Genomic DNA, 15618 nt, shown 5'->3' with positions numbered 1-15618 from the left:
GCACGACCCCACTAACGTTACTTGACATAATGTACATTATCGGACAAATAATGATAATGGCCGCACTGCAGAAAGGTGCAGCCATATACCCCCAATAACGTAACGTGACGTTAAGGGTGACTATTTGGCCAGGTTGATGCGGATGTTGATCTCGCCTTCCTCCGCAATCTTTGCCGCGACAAACTCCGGCGTGTCCACACCGTAATCCAAACGGTTAATCGGAATGTCGCCCGCGATAATCAGGTTGTCGCCGGAACGCGCAACCTCAAACGTCTGCGTCACAGAGTTCGTTGTCCCCATGATGGTCAGGTCGCCCGTAAGCGTCACCTCTCCGACGTTGGCGTCTGTGGGTAGCTCGCTGACGTCGACAGGCTCAGTGAGCTCAAACGTGGATTCCGGGAACTGATCAGTATGGAAAATCTTGCGACGGACATTGTTATCACGTACATCGCTGTCTGTGGTGATATTCGTCATGTCCACAGTGATCTTGCCGGCGGTCAGCGTGCCGGCCTCAATGGTTGCAAATCCGGTAATACCGTTCGTGGATCCCGAGGTCTCCCTGCGCTCACCGGGCAGCACCTCATTGAAGGTGAATCCGGCCGCCGAACGGTTTGCGTTTGGGCGGTTGCTCACGCTCCATTCGCCATCAATGTCGGTTGAACTTGGCTTCAGTGCCGAATGATCGATACCTTCCGTTTTTACGCCACTGCCAAGCATGTTGATTGCTAGCGGAACAAATGCAATGAACAGCGCAAATACGGCAAATACGGAGACTACCGCGATCAGAACCTTTTGTTTCGTCTGCACCTTCTACCTCAGCTTTTCAATGTGTGTGGCCAGCTCAACTAATTCGTCACAAAGGTGACGAATTTCGTCTGCCTTTGCCCCTTCCGCAGCTGCCGTTGCAATATCTTCCGCGGCGCACTTGAGCGCATACAGCTCATCGCGAAGCTCTCCTACGCGCTCCGGGCGCAGTACAACGGAGCCTTCAGCAACCGCCGTACCAGCAATATTATGCCTTTGCTCATACGCACGCTGCTTGCAACTGGGGCTGCAGTATTTCCGTTTCCTGCCTCTCCCCTCCTGCGGCGCCAGCTCTTTCCCGCACCACTGACAAGCAGGTGCGGCCCTGTCGGTAAAACTGGTCTGGGCTGCCACGCCCAAACATTCTAGTACAGCCGGGAACAATCCTTGAAGCTTCCTCGTTATACTTAATCGATCGCACTAATCGTTGCAGCAAATGAAGGGACTGTGAGAGCATGGCAGATCGCGTGTTGCGCGGCAGCCGAATGGGCGCTGTGAGCTACGAAACGGACCGCGACCACGACCTCGCGCCGCGTCAAATGGCCAAATACAAGACCCCCAACGGTGAGGTCTACGAGGTGCCGTTCGCGGACGATGCCGAGATTCCCGAAGAGTGGATGTGCAAAAACGGCCAGATCGGCATCCTGATGGAGGGCGAAGGCGTCGAAGCTAAGCCAGCCAAGCCGCCGCGTACCCACTGGGACATGCTGCGTGAGCGCCGCAGCATCGAGGAGCTGGATGTGCTCCTCGAGGAGCGTTTGGAGCAGCTGCGCAAGCGTCGCCGTAACGCAGCGCGCATTGCCAAGGAGCAGCAGGCCGCTAACGGCCAGTAGTCGCGCGCTTCAACTCGTGCTTGGCTAGGTTGGTGAACTCACCAACCGCCGCAACGCCGTCACCGACAAGGTTGGCGGCGTTTTTTGGTGCCTTGGCCAGCGGGGACTTCTTCAGCTCGTACTTCGCCAGCTTGTACATCTCCCCAACCGTAGTGGCTGCCTTCTCTGCGGCAGAACCCAAGCGCTCACCGGTGCGCGACAGAGCGGAGCGCTCAAATTCGTACTGCGCAAGCGCGCCCACTTCCTTGAGCAGGTTGGCGGCAGAGGTGGTCTTCTCCGCCACTCCCCACTTGGTCACCTCAGCCAGTGAGGTCGCTGCGAAGCTCGCGTTGAGCTTGGACTCCCCGAGCGTGCGGTCCTCAAACGTAATCGGCACTTCGCGAACGTCGAAGCCTGCCTGGCCCGCCTTGTGTGCAACCTCCGCCTGGAAAATGAAGCCCTTCGGCGAAAGCTCGTTGAGATCCAGCTGCTCGAGTACTTCACGACGAAACGCGCGGTAGCCAGCCGTGAGGTCATTGACATCCTCCCCCAGCGCCGCGGAGATGTAGCGGTTGCCCAACTTGGACAGCAGGTAGCGCTGCTGCGGCCAGTTAGTCACCTCGCCGCCATCAACGTAGCGAGACCCGATGACTAGGTCCGCGCCGTTCTCAATTGCTTCCAGCAGGCGTGCAAGCTCCTCCGGGGCGTGGGAGCCATCCGCATCCATCTGGCAAATGACCTGGTAGTCGCGCTCAAGCGCCCAGCGGAACCCTGCACGGTAGGCGGCCATCAGACCATCCTTGGCGGTGCGGTGCAACACGTGGATCGTGTCGTGTTCTGCCGCCAGATCGTCCGCAAGTTTTCCGGTGCCGTCGGGCGAGTTGTCGTCCACAACAAGGACGTCAACATCGGGTGCAGCCTCAATGACTCGGCGGGTAATCAACGGGAGGTTTTCCACCTCGTTGTAGGTGGGGATGATCACCAGAGTCGAATTCGACACGTCGGAAGCTCCTTTAGCGTTAAGCATTGTTCAGGTTAGTTAACATTTGCAGCATACTCGCGACGTGCCAGCAGCACCGCCGCAGCACCTGCAAGCACAAGCAGCCACTCCAACACCGCGCCAAAGCGGGCAGCCGGAGTCAGTCCGGTGCGAAGCGGCAATGCTTCTACAAGGTGGTTGGCCTCAAAGATCTCCGTCTGCTGGGAGACAGAACCATCCGGGTGCACGATGGCAGACACACCCGAGGTTGCGGCGACAACGACCGCACGGTCCAACTCAATGGCGCGCATGCGGCTCATCGCCAACTGTTGGTAGGTCATGTCGGTGAAGCCGAAGGTGGCGTTGTTTGTAGGTGTGGCCAAGATTTGGGCGCCGTTTTTCACCGCCATCCGGTAGGCGGGGTCCTCCGCGACCTCGTAGCAGGTGGCTACACCCAGGATGGTGTTGCCGATTCGCACCACGCCCGGACCATCCCCTGGCTTGAAGTCGCCCGCCAAGTCCACAAGGTCAGAGAAGTTGCGGAAGAAATCCCGCATCGGCATGTATTCGCCAAACGGCTGGAGGAAGCGCTTGTGGTGCATATCGCCGGGTCCTGTCACCGGGTCGAAGACGACTTGGGTGTTGCGGGCCCCGACTTGGTCACGGGTCAGCGTGCCAACCATGATCGGCGCGCCCACAGCTTGTACGGCGGAGTCAATGAGCTGCGCAGCCTCAGCATCCGTAAACGGATTGACGTCAGATGAATTCTCGGGCCAGATAACGAAGTCAACATGGGTGCCAGCAAGCTTGAGCGTCTCATTGACGTGGTTAGCCAGCACCGCGCGGCGCTGCGCGTTGAAGTCCAGACCAAGCCTTGGCACGTTGCCTTGCACTGCGGCAACCGTCACCTCGTCGCTGGTTTTCGACGGGGAGTCCACCCCCAACCAAGCACCCAAGCCGAGCAGAAGTGGCGCGACGACACCTGCAGCCGCAGCCACACGCGCACGTCCTGAACGAAGCACCAGGGCGCATAGACTCGCGCCAACAATCACCGTGGCACAGGTAACTAGCACTGGCCCACCCCACGCGGCAAGCGAAGCCAGCGGTCCATTGATCTGCCCCCAGGCAAGGCGAACCCACGCAAACCCTCCAAAAGGCACAGAGGAGCGGATGAACTCCACTGCCACATACACCAGTGCAAACGTAAGGAAGCCGTAGCGGGTGCGCGCCACGCGCACCCCAAAGAGGCCGGTCATAATAGCGTACAGCGCCATCGTGATACTCAGCGCAACATAGGGCATCGCTCCGACAAATTCGCCGATCCACGGCAACAAGTAGAGGTAGCACGCCACACCGTGCACAAACCCGAGCAGCGCGCCAAAGGCGGCACTCGGACGCTCCTGCGCAGCACCCGCCAGCCCAATCTTGCCGGTTACCTTCGGCGACCACGGCGATAGCGCCAGGAACAACAGCGCAATACCGGCAATGGCGCACCACCAGTAGCCATGCGGTTCATAGGACAAATACACTAGCCAGCCAGCAAGGGCTGCCAGTGTGATGCGGTAAAACGCCAGCACCTAGTCGTCCCCCATCCGGTACCACTTTTCCAGTTCCTCGGCGTCGATAACCTCGTGGGACGTGTCCTTTTCCGGGGTGAACGTTCCGTAGCTGGTGCGGTAGCGAGACATCGGAGCCGACTCATAAACGCGCATGCCCACTTGCTCAATGTCGCGGCGAACACGCGCCGTCAACACGCCGCGGATCAACGCGCGCGTCGGCGGCAAAATCAACAGCAACCCCACAAACGAGGACACGAACCCCGGCACGATACACAGCGCCCACCCCGCCAACAGCAGTGCGCTATCGCCTGCCAATCGGCCAACAGATGAACGCCCTTGTGCTGCGCGCGCCAAGGCAGCGCGAAGCGACAAGCTGGCGGCAAACGCCCCGAGCGCCATCAACGCTAGAACCAAAAGGAGCGCCCAACCCACCCCGATTGCTTTGGCAACTCCCCAAAACGCCAGCATCTCAACGGCAAAGTACGCAAACATAAGCAGCGGCATGTGCCATAGGCTACCCGCCAAGCTGTGCTAGCAGCCAACGCACATCCCGGCTGAGCCACGCGAAGTACGGTCCGAAGTGGTTCATACCGGTGCGCCCCAGAATGCGCGGCAGCCGCCGCGTATGCACATCCACGCCCCAGGCGCTGCCGAGGGTGGTGACGGTTGGGTGGGGCACGAGGTCGTCGAAAAGCGAAGCCCACAGGCGGATCGGGATACGCGGCGGGCGGCGCGACCCGAGCCGGGAAGCCTCAAGATGTGCCGATGTCAGCGGCAAGTCTGCCAACAGCTCAGCCATAGTTTGGCCGGTAGTGGTCCATGTGCTTGTCTGCGCCCACGGCCTGTGCAACACCGCGCCTGCCGCACATACCTGCGCACCGAGCATGACAGCGCGCACCCCTTCCCCACTCAGGTATGGGGTGATCTCGCCAGCAATCCGCTCATCCGCGGCCATGAGTGCCGCCACCGCGTACAGGATGACAACAGAGGACATTGCCCCGTCCACATGGTCCAGCATGGCGATCAGATCGGCCGGCGGGGCGCCCACTACAGCCGCAAGCGGTTGCAGTTCAGGGGTGTACTCCGGCTGCTCAAGCCAGGCACCTACCGCGCCGCCGCCTTGGGAAAACCCCCACAGGCCGAGGTTGGTGGTGTCTATACCAAGCTCGGATGATGCCCGCAGCGCGTCAGCCAACGCGCGAGCTGATGAGACGTGGTCGCAATACAGCTGCACGTTGTCTTCGGGATCACGCGGGTAGTCCGTGACCACCACGTTCGCGCCGCACGCCAACAACAGGTTGATCGCCGGCTGCTCATACGCCGCGATGGCGTCCAAAGGACTGCGACGGGTGCTGAAACCCACGGTGCAGGTGTAGGAAGGATCACAACGCGGCGCGACCCCCTGTGTGGAGGGGGCAAACGCAACCGTGGGTGCCTCGCCTTCACCCCGCCACGGCGAGAGCGATCGGAATACGGCTCCGGTTGCGCTTAAGACGCGGCTATCGCGATCACTCGTTGCGTAGCTGATGCGCCACGCTTTGGCCGGGTTCATCCGACCACCAAGGCCTATCGGGCTGATCGTTTCAGCCGCCAAGAGCTGTCCTGGGCGCGCGCCAGCAAGCCAGGTAGCGGCCGCGAACTCAGGGTCTGTGCGTGGGCGAAGCACAAATACGCTTCCCGCCAGCCCCAATGCCGTGCGTGCGATCGGTGTAAACAAGCTCTATTACCTCGGCATATGGCGCCAAATTGGGCGGGGCACAAGGCGCATGATGAAGGCAAGCAACGCAAGCCTGCCCGGAATCCACACGGTTTGGCTGCGACTGCGGCTTGCGGCGGAAACCACTGCTTCCGCTACAACGTCCGGAGTCACCGACATGATCGCCGGTTTCATTCCGGTGGTCATCTTGCCAATGACAAACCCTGGCCGCGCCGTGATCAGGTGCAAGTCGCTACCGTGCAAGCGATCCGTCAGGCCCTGGCAGAACGCGTCTAGCCCCGCCTTCGTGGAGCCGTAGACGTAGTTCGCGCGGCGCGCCCGCCAGCCGGCAATGGAAGAAAAGGCGAAGATTTCGCCGCGCTGCATTACGTCTGCAAGCACGGTGAGCATGCTGACCTGGGCGAGGTAATCCACGCTGGCAATACGCACGGCTTCCCGCTCATCGCGCTCAGCCAGCTCCTGGTCGCCCAGGATGCCAAACGCCACGATGGCGGTGGTGAGGTTGTCCACCGACTCAACCAGCGCACGGTGCGACTCTAAGTCAGTTGCCTCAAACGCCACCGTCCGCACGCTACTGGCACCAGCATTGAGCAGTTGCTTCTCGACGCCCACGCCAACCCCCACATCCCTCACCGCACACACCACATCGCGGCCCTGACAGATACGCTGAGCAATCTCACCGCCAATATCGCTGGTAGCGCCAAGGAGAAGAATTGTGCCCTGACTTAGCATTCAAGTGCCTTAGGGGCGTTGTTGAGTGAGCGGGCACCTGTATCCGTCAGCGTCACAATGTCCTCGATGCGTACACCGAACTGACCGTCGACGTACACGCCCGGCTCAATGGAAAACGCCATACCTTCCTCAAGGACCAGGTCAGAACCGGCGATGATGAAGGGCTGCTCGTGTATCTCAAGACCGATGCCGTGACCCAGGCGGTGGGAGAATTCGTTGCCAAAGCCGGCCGCTGTGATGATGTCGCGCGCAACCGCATCCAGCTCACCAGCCGTCATGCCTGGGCGCGCAGCAGCTGCGGCAGCCTGCTGGGCCTCGAGCACAACCTGGTAGGCGCGCTGAAACTCCGGTGACGCCGCAGCACCCGGCACCACGTAGGTGCGCGTGCTGTCTGAGTGGTACCCGGTGTCTAGTGTGCCGCCGATGTCCACCACCACCGGATCCCCTGGCTGCAGCACACGGTCCGAGAAGTCGTGGTGCGGATTTGCGCCGTTGGGGCCAGATCCGACGATGACAAAGTCAACCTCGGCATGCTCGCGGCGGATAAGCGCTGCAAGTTCGGCGGCAACCTCGGCCTCTGTCCGGCCAGCGACGAGAAGCGCGGGTGCCTGCTCGTGTACCCGGTCGATGGCGGCGCCCGCCTTGGCTAGCTCAGCGATCTCCGCCGGGTCCTTGATCATGAACATGTCCGCAAACCGCTGGGACATTAGCCTGGTTTCAGGCAGCACAGCCTGAAGGCCAAACACGTGATCCGCGGTCAATGTCCGGCCAAGTTCTGCAGGTCCTCCTGCGACGTTGGCCACGCCAGCGTACGGGTTTTCGCCGTCGCGCCACGATTGCACGGTCACGTCCGTAAGGGCCGGCAAAGAGGCTGCATCCGTCGCCGGGGCGATAAGCACCTGGGAATCAGCCGTTACTACCAGCGCGGTCAAGCGCTCATGCGAGTGGAACTCATGCCCAGTCAACGCCTTCATCTCCGCGCCAACGCCGATAACCAGGGCAGTGACATCGGATTGCGCTACCCGCTTCTGTAGTGCTTGGCGGCGTGTTGCGTAGAACTCCTCAGCAAACAAATTCATGGCCACAATCGTAGGGCGCTAGCATGGTCGCGTGTCCGTCTCCCCCGCCCATCTCGTCCGGCTCCACAGTGCCAGCAGTCACTGCACCGGCACACTTGTCGCACCAGATGTGGTGCTGACCTGCGGCCACTTCTTCATTCCGCTGCTGGCAAAGCTTCGCAGTGTGACGTGCTCCGTAGGCGAAGAGCGCCGACGAATCGACGAGCTCTACCTCTTCCCCGGCACTGACATTGCGCTGGTTACGCTCACAAAACCAGTGGCGCTTGGAGACTTTCCCACGATTGGACCGCCACCTTCACTGCTCAGCCAAACCGTTACTTTCGGCTTCGGCGGAGGAGCACGCACCCCAAACGCGCGCGCAGGCAGGTACCTCACGCCACTGCCCTTGGCAGTCTCGCGCGCAGGCTACACGCGCGTGAGGCCCGCAGGCCTCGTGCTCAGCGGTGCGATTAAAGGCGACTCGGGTGGACCCATCGTCGCGAAGGGACGCATCTTCGCCGTCCAGTCGCTGATCCTAGACCCATACGGCAGGAACCTTCGCTTGGCGACGGTTGCGTTAGTCTCACCCCGCGTCGTCGACAAGCTCGAGGCGCTTAAGCGCCGATAGCCACCACGCCGCGTCGCATAGCATCAATAGCCCGATTGGCGTTCTTGCGGATGGTATCGCTGTAGCCCGTGTTGTGGATCTGCTCCAGCACGTCAATGACCTGACGGCACCAGCGCACAAAGTCACCTGCGGACAACTCCGCGCCCGACTCCGCTGCCGCAGCCATGGCGTAACCCAACGGTGCACCAGCAGTCCACTGATGCACCGCCAACGCAAAACCGGCCTCCGGGAGACGTGTCACCGGCAGTTGGTGGCGCTGCTCATCCGTAGTCAGCTCGTTGTAGACGCGCATCGTCTCATTCATCGCGTCCGCCATCGCATCTGTGGCAGCCTCCGGATACCCACCGGTGGTCTTGCGGTTCTCAAAGACCATCATTGAGGCAACGCCGGCCAGCTCCGCAGGATCCAACTCGTCCCAAATACCGCGCTTCAAACACTGCGCCACCAGCAAATCAGACACGTTATGGATTCTGGCCAGGCGCTCGCCCTCCTCCGTGACCTGCGGCTGGCCATCACGCAGCTCCACGTAGTCCAGCTCCGTGAGAAGGCCGATAATGCGCTCGAAGGTGCGGCCAAGTGTATCGGTCGAGTGGTCCACCTGGCGCTGGGCGCGTTCAAGCTTGCGCTCCTCACGCACCAACTGCTCGCCAACGCGAGCCAACAGCTCACGCTGCGGCGCCGGCCAATGGTGCGCAGGATGCTGGCGGATCGCCTCTCGCAGCGCCGTGACCTTCTTCGACGGACGCACCCGCGCCTGATCCTTCATACGCTTCGGCGCGTGGAAATTACTGCGCCTGAGCAGATCAACCACCTTGCGCGTGTGTTTGCGCGGCTGCTGCTGCATATGGCGCGGCACCTTGATGCGGCCCACCACAATCGGCGGATTACGGAACATATCCGCGCTAATGCGCCCAGACCAGCCGCGCTCCGTAGTCACCCACGGGCGGGGATCATCCTGCCTGCCAGCCGGCTGGAGCACTGCCGCAAGCTCCGGCATTTTCTTGCTCGGGATGGCAACCACCTCACCAATCTGCAGGCGGCCAAGGATCTTGCGGGTCTCTACCTCACGGTCATGCAAGGAGGTACGGCGGGCTTCCTTTTCAGCGTCACTCAGATCTCGCCGCAACGTCAGGTATTCCACCAGCTGGTCGGCGGCATCCTCGGCGTCGGTACCGGTAAGCGTTGCAACGTCACGATCCAACTGCGATCGCAGCTTGCGCACCTTCGCCTCCAGACGCTCGATCTCGCGGACCTCACCCACCACCGAACGATCCGTCTGGAATTGAGCAAACGACTGCTCGATCAGACGGATGGAGTCCTCGTAGCCGTTCATGCCCAGCATGTTGATCGCCATGTTGTAGCCCGGCGCAAACGGTGAAATCAACGGATAGGTACGCGTAGACGCAAGCCCCGCAACCTCACGCGGGTCCATCGCCGGGGCCCACTGCACCACCGCGTTACCAATGTGGTCAATGCCGCGGCGGCCCGCACGCCCAGTCAGCTGCGTGTACTGGCCAGGTGTTAAGTCCACGTGTGCCTCACCGTTGAACTTCACCATCTTCTCCAGCACCACGGTGCGCGCCGGCATGTTGATACCCAACGCTAGCGTCTCGGTGGCAAACACCACCTTGACCAGGCCTCGCACAAAAAGCTGCTCAACAATGTGCTTAAACGCCGGCAACAGGCCCGCGTGATGCGCCGCAAAACCACGGGTCCAAGCCGTGCGCACTTGGCGATAGTTCAGAACTTCGAGGTCTTCTTCGGGGATGTCGGCTACGCCGGCGTCGATAATCGCCCGGATCTGCTCCTGTTCCTCCGGCGTGGTCAGCTCTTTTCGGGAGCGTAGGCATTGGAACAGTGCGCCGTCGCAACCCGCACGGGAGAAGATGAAGACGATCGCCGGCAACATGTCGCGCCCCTGCAACGCTCGGACCACCTCCGGTCGGCCGACTGGGCGCACTCGGTCCTGGGAGCGTTCGCGCCCGGAGCGCCGACCGTCCGCACGAGAGCGAAAGCCCCTGCCCTGCTCATAATCCGATCGGCCCTGGTCACCCGCACCCGCCTCAATGCGGGCAATGGCGCGTTCAAGTTCCCGATTCACCTGGTCTGAATCCGGCTCAAACAGCGGAAACACCTTGCGGCCGACCATCATGTACTGGCTCAGCGGCACAGGACGGTGCTCAGACACAATCACGGCGGTGTCCCCGCGCACCGTGCTCAGCCACTCACCGAACTCCTCCGAATTCGACACCGTTGCGGATAAGCCGATGAGGCTTACCGAATCATCCAGGTTCAAGATGATCTCTTCCCACACCGCGCCGCGGTCCAGATCCGCCAGGTAGTGGATCTCATCCATCACCACGTGGCTCAGCCTGTCCAACTGGGGCGATTCCGCGTAGATCATATTGCGCAGCACTTCAGTGGTCATCACAACTACCTCAGCGGAGCCGTTAATGGACACATCGCCGGTGAGAAGCCCCACGGCGTCCTCGCCATGCTCTGCAACCAGGTCGTGGTATTTCTGGTTGCTTAGCGCCTTAATTGGCGTAGTGTAGAAACACTTTGTGCCGCGACTCAGCGCCAGCGCCACGGCAAACTCCCCCACCACCGTCTTGCCGGAGCCCGTCGGCGCGCACACCAGCACCCCACGGTCCGCCTCCACCTCACGGCAGGCATCAAGTTGAAAGGGGTCGAGCTTAAAGCTTTTCGACGCCACAAATTCACCCAAAAACGTCCCAGACATAGCTACCAGCGTACGTGGTTGTGTGCGGGGCTAAAGAACGTCGCTAAACGGGTCCTCTGGCTTCTTCCGGCTGGGCGCCACAGGCTGCGGCGACTCTATCGGCGCGGCGGCAATTGACTCTGTGCCGCCAACCGATGTGGGCGCCGTGATTGGCCCGGAGGCCTCCTCATCATCTAGGTCCATCCAGTCCGGGCGCGCACGGTTTGTCCGCTTGTCATGGAGGCGGCAGAACTGAAACGCGATCTCTACAAGCACCGCCATCGATGTACCAAGCGCAACCATGGAGAACGGGTCTTGGCCAGGGGTCATAAACGCCGCGAAAATAAACAGGCCGACGATGATGATGCGGCGCTTTTCCTTCACCATGTCGTATCGCAAGATGCCCGCGAGGTTGAGCATGACAACGATGAGTGGCAGCTCAAAGCTCACGCCGAACACCACGGTCAGGCCAAGCAGGAAGTTGTAGTAGCTCTGGCCGGTGAGACCGCCTACCTGGACTTCCCCGCCCATGGTCATAAGCACGTACAGGCCTTGGTCCAGCACGAAGTACGCCAGCACAGCACCGGCGACAAACAACGTCACCGCAAGCGTGACAAAGGTAAACGTGTAGCGCCGCTCATTCTTGTGCAACCCAGGGGTGATGAAGTTCCAGATCTGCAGCAGCCAGATTGGCGAGGCCATCACCAACCCCGCCAGCGCACCCACCTTCAGGCGCAGCATGAACATCTCAAACGGGCTGGTGGCCAACAGGCGGCAGGAGCCGTCATGCGTGAAATCCGCACGCAAATCCTGCGGCAGGTTGCAGTAAGGGCGGCGAATAATCTCACCCAACGGCATCAGGCCACCGGGGGCGCTCTGGTACCAAATGAACCCGATGATGGTGCCCACCACAATGGCAACCAGGGACACAATAACGCGCCGGCGGAGCTCCGTCAGGTGCTCCACCAGCGTCATTTCCCCCTGAGGGTTATGCTTGCGCTTTCGCCTGCGAGCTTTTCCCGCCCGCGGCGTTGACGACGCCTGAGACGCCATGTGAACTAGCGCTGCGTCGGCTGGTTTTCAGGACGATCCCAGAAGTCATCGCCCTGGGATGCGCTGCTGGTCTCCGGGTTCACCGGGGAGGCCGGGTTAGCCGTGGTGGCCGGGCCTGCAGTCAACTCGCCCTGCGGTGCGGTGGTCGCAGGCTGGTCTTCCGCGTCTTCACGACGCATCTCCTTGACCTCAGACTTGAAAATACGAGCCGAACGACCCATCGAACGCGCCAAGTCAGGCAGCTTGTTTGCGCCAAACAGCAGCAGCACGATGGCAAGAATAATCAGAATTTCGGGAGCACCGAGATTAGGCATGTGCGTCATCCTAACACGCGCATCGCGGCGTCCGCGCGACGAACAACTTCCTCGGCAAGTTCCTCTGGTGCCTGCAAACGCACCCTGCCAGCCTGGCCCAAACAGAAGCGCACGAGCCAATCGGCACTGCCGTAGCGCATTTGCGCTGGCACCCACTCCCCACCCTCGTGGGAAAGGTCGATATCCAGATCCCAGTCGTCTGCCAGCCACGTGGCGTCGCGGTGGATCAACAGCTGCGCGCGTTTTGCATCGCGCATGCTGAACGGATCAGCAGGATCCAGGGTTGGGGTTGGGGCGTTGGGTGGGTTCGACGTGGCGTCGGTAAGCACAATGCTCCTGATGCGATCAAAGCGGAACATACGCAGCTCACCGTGATCCCAGGCACGCAGGTACGTTTGGCCATCCTTATGGAACGTGTCAATCGGCGAAACCATGCGCGTTGACGTTGCGTTGGACGTTGCAGAGTAATAGGACAACTCAAGCTGCTTTTCCTCCGCAATTGCCTGGCGGATCGTCGCAGCCGGGGTGCCCTCGGCGTGCATCTGCGCATCATCTACCCCAGCACCATGCGCCACGGCGCGAATCTTTGCGGCGGCAGATATCACCGCGTCAGAGTCCACAATCCCCGGCATGGTTTCCAAGGACTCCAGCAACAGCAACAGCGCGTTCGCCTCCGTGGGAGTCAGGCGCAGAGGCTTGTCCAGCCCCTGGTTGTTAATCACGTTGACCGAAAACCAATCATGATTCAGGTCAATCATCTGCCCACCATGCATGCCCACGCCTGAAAGAAGCAACGCGTTGAGGTCATCCCTGATCTCACCGGGATCCGAACCCAAGTCACGTGCCATCTCCATCACCGTGGAGTCTGGGTGCTTGCCCACATACGCAAGCAAGTTCAGCTGGCGCACCACACGCTCGCGCCTCTGCTGGGCTGGATTCGTTGAGGTCACTTCTCTCCTCCCACGTGCCGCAGCAACGCCACGACGTCTTCTCGCACGTCCGCCGGTTCTATCGCGCTCACACTGCCCGCCAAGGATGCCACCGTGCGCACCAACCAATCACGGTCCACGCCTTGAAGCTTGATCGTGTCACCGTCACGCTGGCCGCGGCTAGCCAGTTCATCGCCCGCGGCGCCGCTCACCGTCACCGTTGCATCCGTCAGCGCATGCTGCAGTTGCTTCTCGACGATCTCCTGCAGACTCCCCTCCTGCCTCTTGAAGTCAGTCGCGTTGACACCGCGCACATGAGAAATCTTGCGGACGCGAAACACACGCGCCGCATCGCGGTCGCGGTCCCATCCCACCAGATAGGCGCGGTTATTCAGCGGCACGATCCCCCATGGATCCACCGTGCGCGTCTGCACCGGCATGCCCGGTGAGGAAACGAAATCAAACTTTAAGCGTTTCGACGTTCGCACACCCGTGAGCAAATGACGCAACGTGTCTGGGTCTAGGCGTGTGATGTCGTTGGAAAACGAGGCCAACACTGGCTCATCAAACGAACGCGTCGCCCCAGAAGCCGCAAGCTTCGTCCAACCCGAACGAGCAAACGCCCCCAGATTGGCGCCGTGGGCCAAATCAGCCGCCAGACCAATGACGGACGCCTCAGCCTCGGTCAACTCCACCGGTTCCAACTCGTACTGGTCTTTGTCCAACCACAGTTCACCGTCCATGTAGCGCACTGGAACCCACATGCTGCGAAGCTCTTTCACGTCACGCGAAAGCATGATTGCCAACGCCGACGGCGACTTACCCTGGTAGCCGTCCACGTTACGTCCAACCCACTCCATGTTGCGTGGGCTTTCAGCGCCCAGCAGGGCAAACGTGAGATTGACTTGCCTGCGGCCAGCATCCACCTCACTCACGGTTTGCCTCGCCTTGGCGTGTTTCGGCGATACGGGCGATCAGTGCGTCGACCTCGTCGTTCTCCGTAGCAAACGGGTCCAGCAGCTCAAGTGTGACCGGCTCCGGACGGTTGATCTTCAGATGCACCCAATCAACGTTATGGTCCACATCCGCTGCACGCACGGCGTCCAAGAATTTGCCGCGCAGCACCGCTCGTGTCGTCACGGGCGGAGCTTGCAGTGCCTGTGCAATTGCTTCATCAGTGGTCCAACGCTTGGCCAGACCCTTGCGCTCCAAGAGGTAAAACAGACCACGATCTCGATCGATGTCGTGATACGTCAAGTCGATCTGGGCAAGACGCGGGTGATCCCAGTCGCAACCCAGTTTGTCCTTGACCTGGGTGAGCAGCTTGCGCTTGATCACCCAGTCGATCTCGGTGTCCACGCCCGAGAAATCCTGCGACGCGATTGCATCAAGTGTGCGCTGCCACAGGTCCACGATGCGCGCCATCTCCTCGTTCGGCGTTCCCTCATCTGGGCGCACTTCCAGCCAGCGCCGGGCAGCGTCCAGCGTGCCTTGTTGGACGGCGAGGGCGGTGGTCACGCCACCGTCGCGAAGCAAAAGCTCCGTGCCACCAGTTGGGTCAAGCGCAATGTCACGAATGTGGCCGATCGGGTTGTCCAGCTCCACATCCGGCAGGTCAAAACCCGCCTCCAACATCTCAATCACCAACAACAGGGAGCCAACCTTCAGCGCAAACGACGGCTCAGACATGTTGGAATCGCCCACAATGACATGCATGCGGCGGAAACGACGCGAATCCCCATGCGGCTCATCACGCGTATTAATAATCGGACGCGTACGAGTCGTGGCAGAAGAAACGCCCTCCCACACCTGATCGGCACGCTGCGAGATGACGAAGCGACCCTTTTTGATCATGCCCGCCCCACAAATCAGCTGACGCGTAATCAGAAAGGGCAACAGCTGCTTGCCAAAAGACTTCAACACCAAATCACGGCTAATCAAGTAGTTCTCATGGGCGCCGTAGGAGTTGCCCGCCGAATCGACGTTGTTTTTGAATAGGTAAATATTGGCGTCAATACGATCGGCAGCCATCGCCTGATCCGCCTGGCGCGCGAGCTGGGCAAACGCGGCCTCGCCAGCCTTGTCGTAATTCAGAAGCTGCGTTACCGAATCGCACTCCGCTGTCGCATACTCCGGGTGCGAGCCCACATCCAGGTACAACCGTGAGGCGTTATCAGTGAAAATGTTGGAGCTCCGGTGCTTCGCCACAACAGGACGAAACAGGTAGCGAGCGGCCTCCTCCGGCGTCAGCACCGCCTTTCCATCCTTGTACGCGACGACACCAAACTCCGTTTCCACACCCATAATGCGG

General features: G+C 60.8%; 16 protein-coding genes. 2 read left to right on the top strand and 14 right to left on the bottom strand.

Annotation, left to right across the window (positions count from 1 at the left end):
- Positions 1-120: 120 nt before the first annotated feature.
- Positions 121-807 (bottom strand): YceI family protein, encoded by a 687-nt coding sequence (locus HMPREF3104_RS07200; RefSeq protein WP_070494970.1) that lies wholly within the window; start codon positions 805-807, stop codon positions 121-123.
- A 3-nt stretch (positions 808-810) separates the two neighbouring features.
- Entirely contained in the window at positions 811-1158 is a 348-nt protein-coding gene (locus tag HMPREF3104_RS07195) for a hypothetical protein (protein ID WP_070494969.1), read from the bottom strand.
- A 101-nt stretch (positions 1159-1259) separates the two neighbouring features.
- On the opposite strand from HMPREF3104_RS07195, the gene HMPREF3104_RS07190 reads away from it, so the two are divergent.
- A complete protein-coding gene (locus HMPREF3104_RS07190; RefSeq protein WP_052204342.1) occupies positions 1260-1637 on the top strand; it encodes an RNA polymerase-binding protein RbpA in 378 nt (125 codons plus the stop codon).
- Here HMPREF3104_RS07190 and HMPREF3104_RS07185 read toward each other — a convergent pair.
- From HMPREF3104_RS07185 to HMPREF3104_RS07160, 6 genes are read right to left on the bottom strand one after another with little or no spacing between them, the layout of a single operon-like run.
- Entirely contained in the window at positions 1624-2643 is a 1020-nt protein-coding gene (locus HMPREF3104_RS07185; protein ID WP_070494968.1) for a polyprenol monophosphomannose synthase, read from the bottom strand. The genes HMPREF3104_RS07190 and HMPREF3104_RS07185 overlap by 14 nt on opposite strands.
- A gap of 8 nt (positions 2644-2651) precedes the next feature.
- Entirely contained in the window at positions 2652-4172 is a 1521-nt protein-coding gene (gene lnt / locus HMPREF3104_RS07180; protein ID WP_070494967.1) for an apolipoprotein N-acyltransferase, read from the bottom strand.
- Positions 4173-4658, bottom strand: a complete 486-nt coding sequence (locus HMPREF3104_RS07175; RefSeq protein WP_052204337.1) for an FxsA family protein — start codon at positions 4656-4658, stop codon at positions 4173-4175.
- 10 nt (positions 4659-4668) lie between these two features.
- Positions 4669-5871, bottom strand: a complete 1203-nt coding sequence (locus tag HMPREF3104_RS07170; RefSeq protein WP_070494966.1) for a lipase family protein — start codon at positions 5869-5871, stop codon at positions 4669-4671.
- 6 nt (positions 5872-5877) lie between these two features.
- The gene (locus HMPREF3104_RS07165) at positions 5878-6603 is read right to left on the bottom strand and encodes an SDR family oxidoreductase (protein ID WP_070494965.1); all 726 of its coding nucleotides are present in this window, start codon (positions 6601-6603) and stop codon (positions 5878-5880) included.
- Positions 6597-7682 carry a M24 family metallopeptidase gene (locus tag HMPREF3104_RS07160; RefSeq protein ID WP_070494964.1) on the bottom strand — a complete coding sequence of 362 codons (1086 nt, stop codon included), beginning with the start codon at positions 7680-7682 and terminating at the stop codon, positions 6597-6599. The genes HMPREF3104_RS07165 and HMPREF3104_RS07160 overlap by 7 nt, the downstream gene beginning before the upstream one ends.
- A 31-nt stretch (positions 7683-7713) precedes the next feature.
- On the opposite strand from HMPREF3104_RS07160, the gene HMPREF3104_RS07155 reads away from it, so the two are divergent.
- The gene (locus tag HMPREF3104_RS07155; RefSeq protein WP_070494963.1) at positions 7714-8289 is read left to right on the top strand and encodes a trypsin-like serine peptidase; all 576 of its coding nucleotides are present in this window, start codon (positions 7714-7716) and stop codon (positions 8287-8289) included.
- Here the strand turns inward: HMPREF3104_RS07155 and HMPREF3104_RS07150 are convergent.
- From HMPREF3104_RS07150 to pafA, 6 genes are read right to left on the bottom strand one after another with little or no spacing between them, the layout of a single operon-like run.
- A complete protein-coding gene (locus HMPREF3104_RS07150; protein WP_070494962.1) occupies positions 8276-11032 on the bottom strand; it encodes a DEAD/DEAH box helicase in 2757 nt (918 codons plus the stop codon). The genes HMPREF3104_RS07155 and HMPREF3104_RS07150 overlap by 14 nt on opposite strands.
- Before the next feature lie 30 nt (positions 11033-11062).
- Entirely contained in the window at positions 11063-12064 is a 1002-nt protein-coding gene (tatC, locus tag HMPREF3104_RS07145; protein WP_083278985.1) for a twin-arginine translocase subunit TatC, read from the bottom strand.
- Between the two features lie 5 nt (positions 12065-12069).
- Positions 12070-12378: a Sec-independent protein translocase subunit TatA gene (gene tatA, locus HMPREF3104_RS07140; RefSeq protein WP_052204324.1), complete on the bottom strand. Its 309-nt coding sequence runs from the start codon at positions 12376-12378 to the stop codon at positions 12070-12072.
- Between the two features lie 5 nt (positions 12379-12383).
- A complete protein-coding gene (locus HMPREF3104_RS07135; protein ID WP_052204322.1) occupies positions 12384-13328 on the bottom strand; it encodes a helix-turn-helix transcriptional regulator in 945 nt (314 codons plus the stop codon).
- Positions 13325-14242 carry a helix-turn-helix transcriptional regulator gene (locus HMPREF3104_RS07130; RefSeq protein WP_070494961.1) on the bottom strand — a complete coding sequence of 306 codons (918 nt, stop codon included), beginning with the start codon at positions 14240-14242 and terminating at the stop codon, positions 13325-13327. Before HMPREF3104_RS07130 ends, HMPREF3104_RS07135 begins: the two co-directional genes overlap by 4 nt.
- Positions 14235-15611 (bottom strand): Pup--protein ligase, encoded by a 1377-nt coding sequence (gene pafA, locus HMPREF3104_RS07125; protein WP_070495009.1) that lies wholly within the window; start codon positions 15609-15611, stop codon positions 14235-14237. Before pafA ends, HMPREF3104_RS07130 begins: the two co-directional genes overlap by 8 nt.
- Positions 15612-15618: the final 7 nt, after the last annotated feature.

The organism is Corynebacterium sp. HMSC30G07 (genome assembly GCF_001806945.1).
In the GTDB taxonomy this organism is placed as follows: domain Bacteria; phylum Actinomycetota; class Actinomycetes; order Mycobacteriales; family Mycobacteriaceae; genus Corynebacterium; species Corynebacterium riegelii.
The sequence above is the reverse complement of the archived record's forward strand: the minus strand, read 5'-3'. Positions and strand labels throughout refer to the sequence as shown.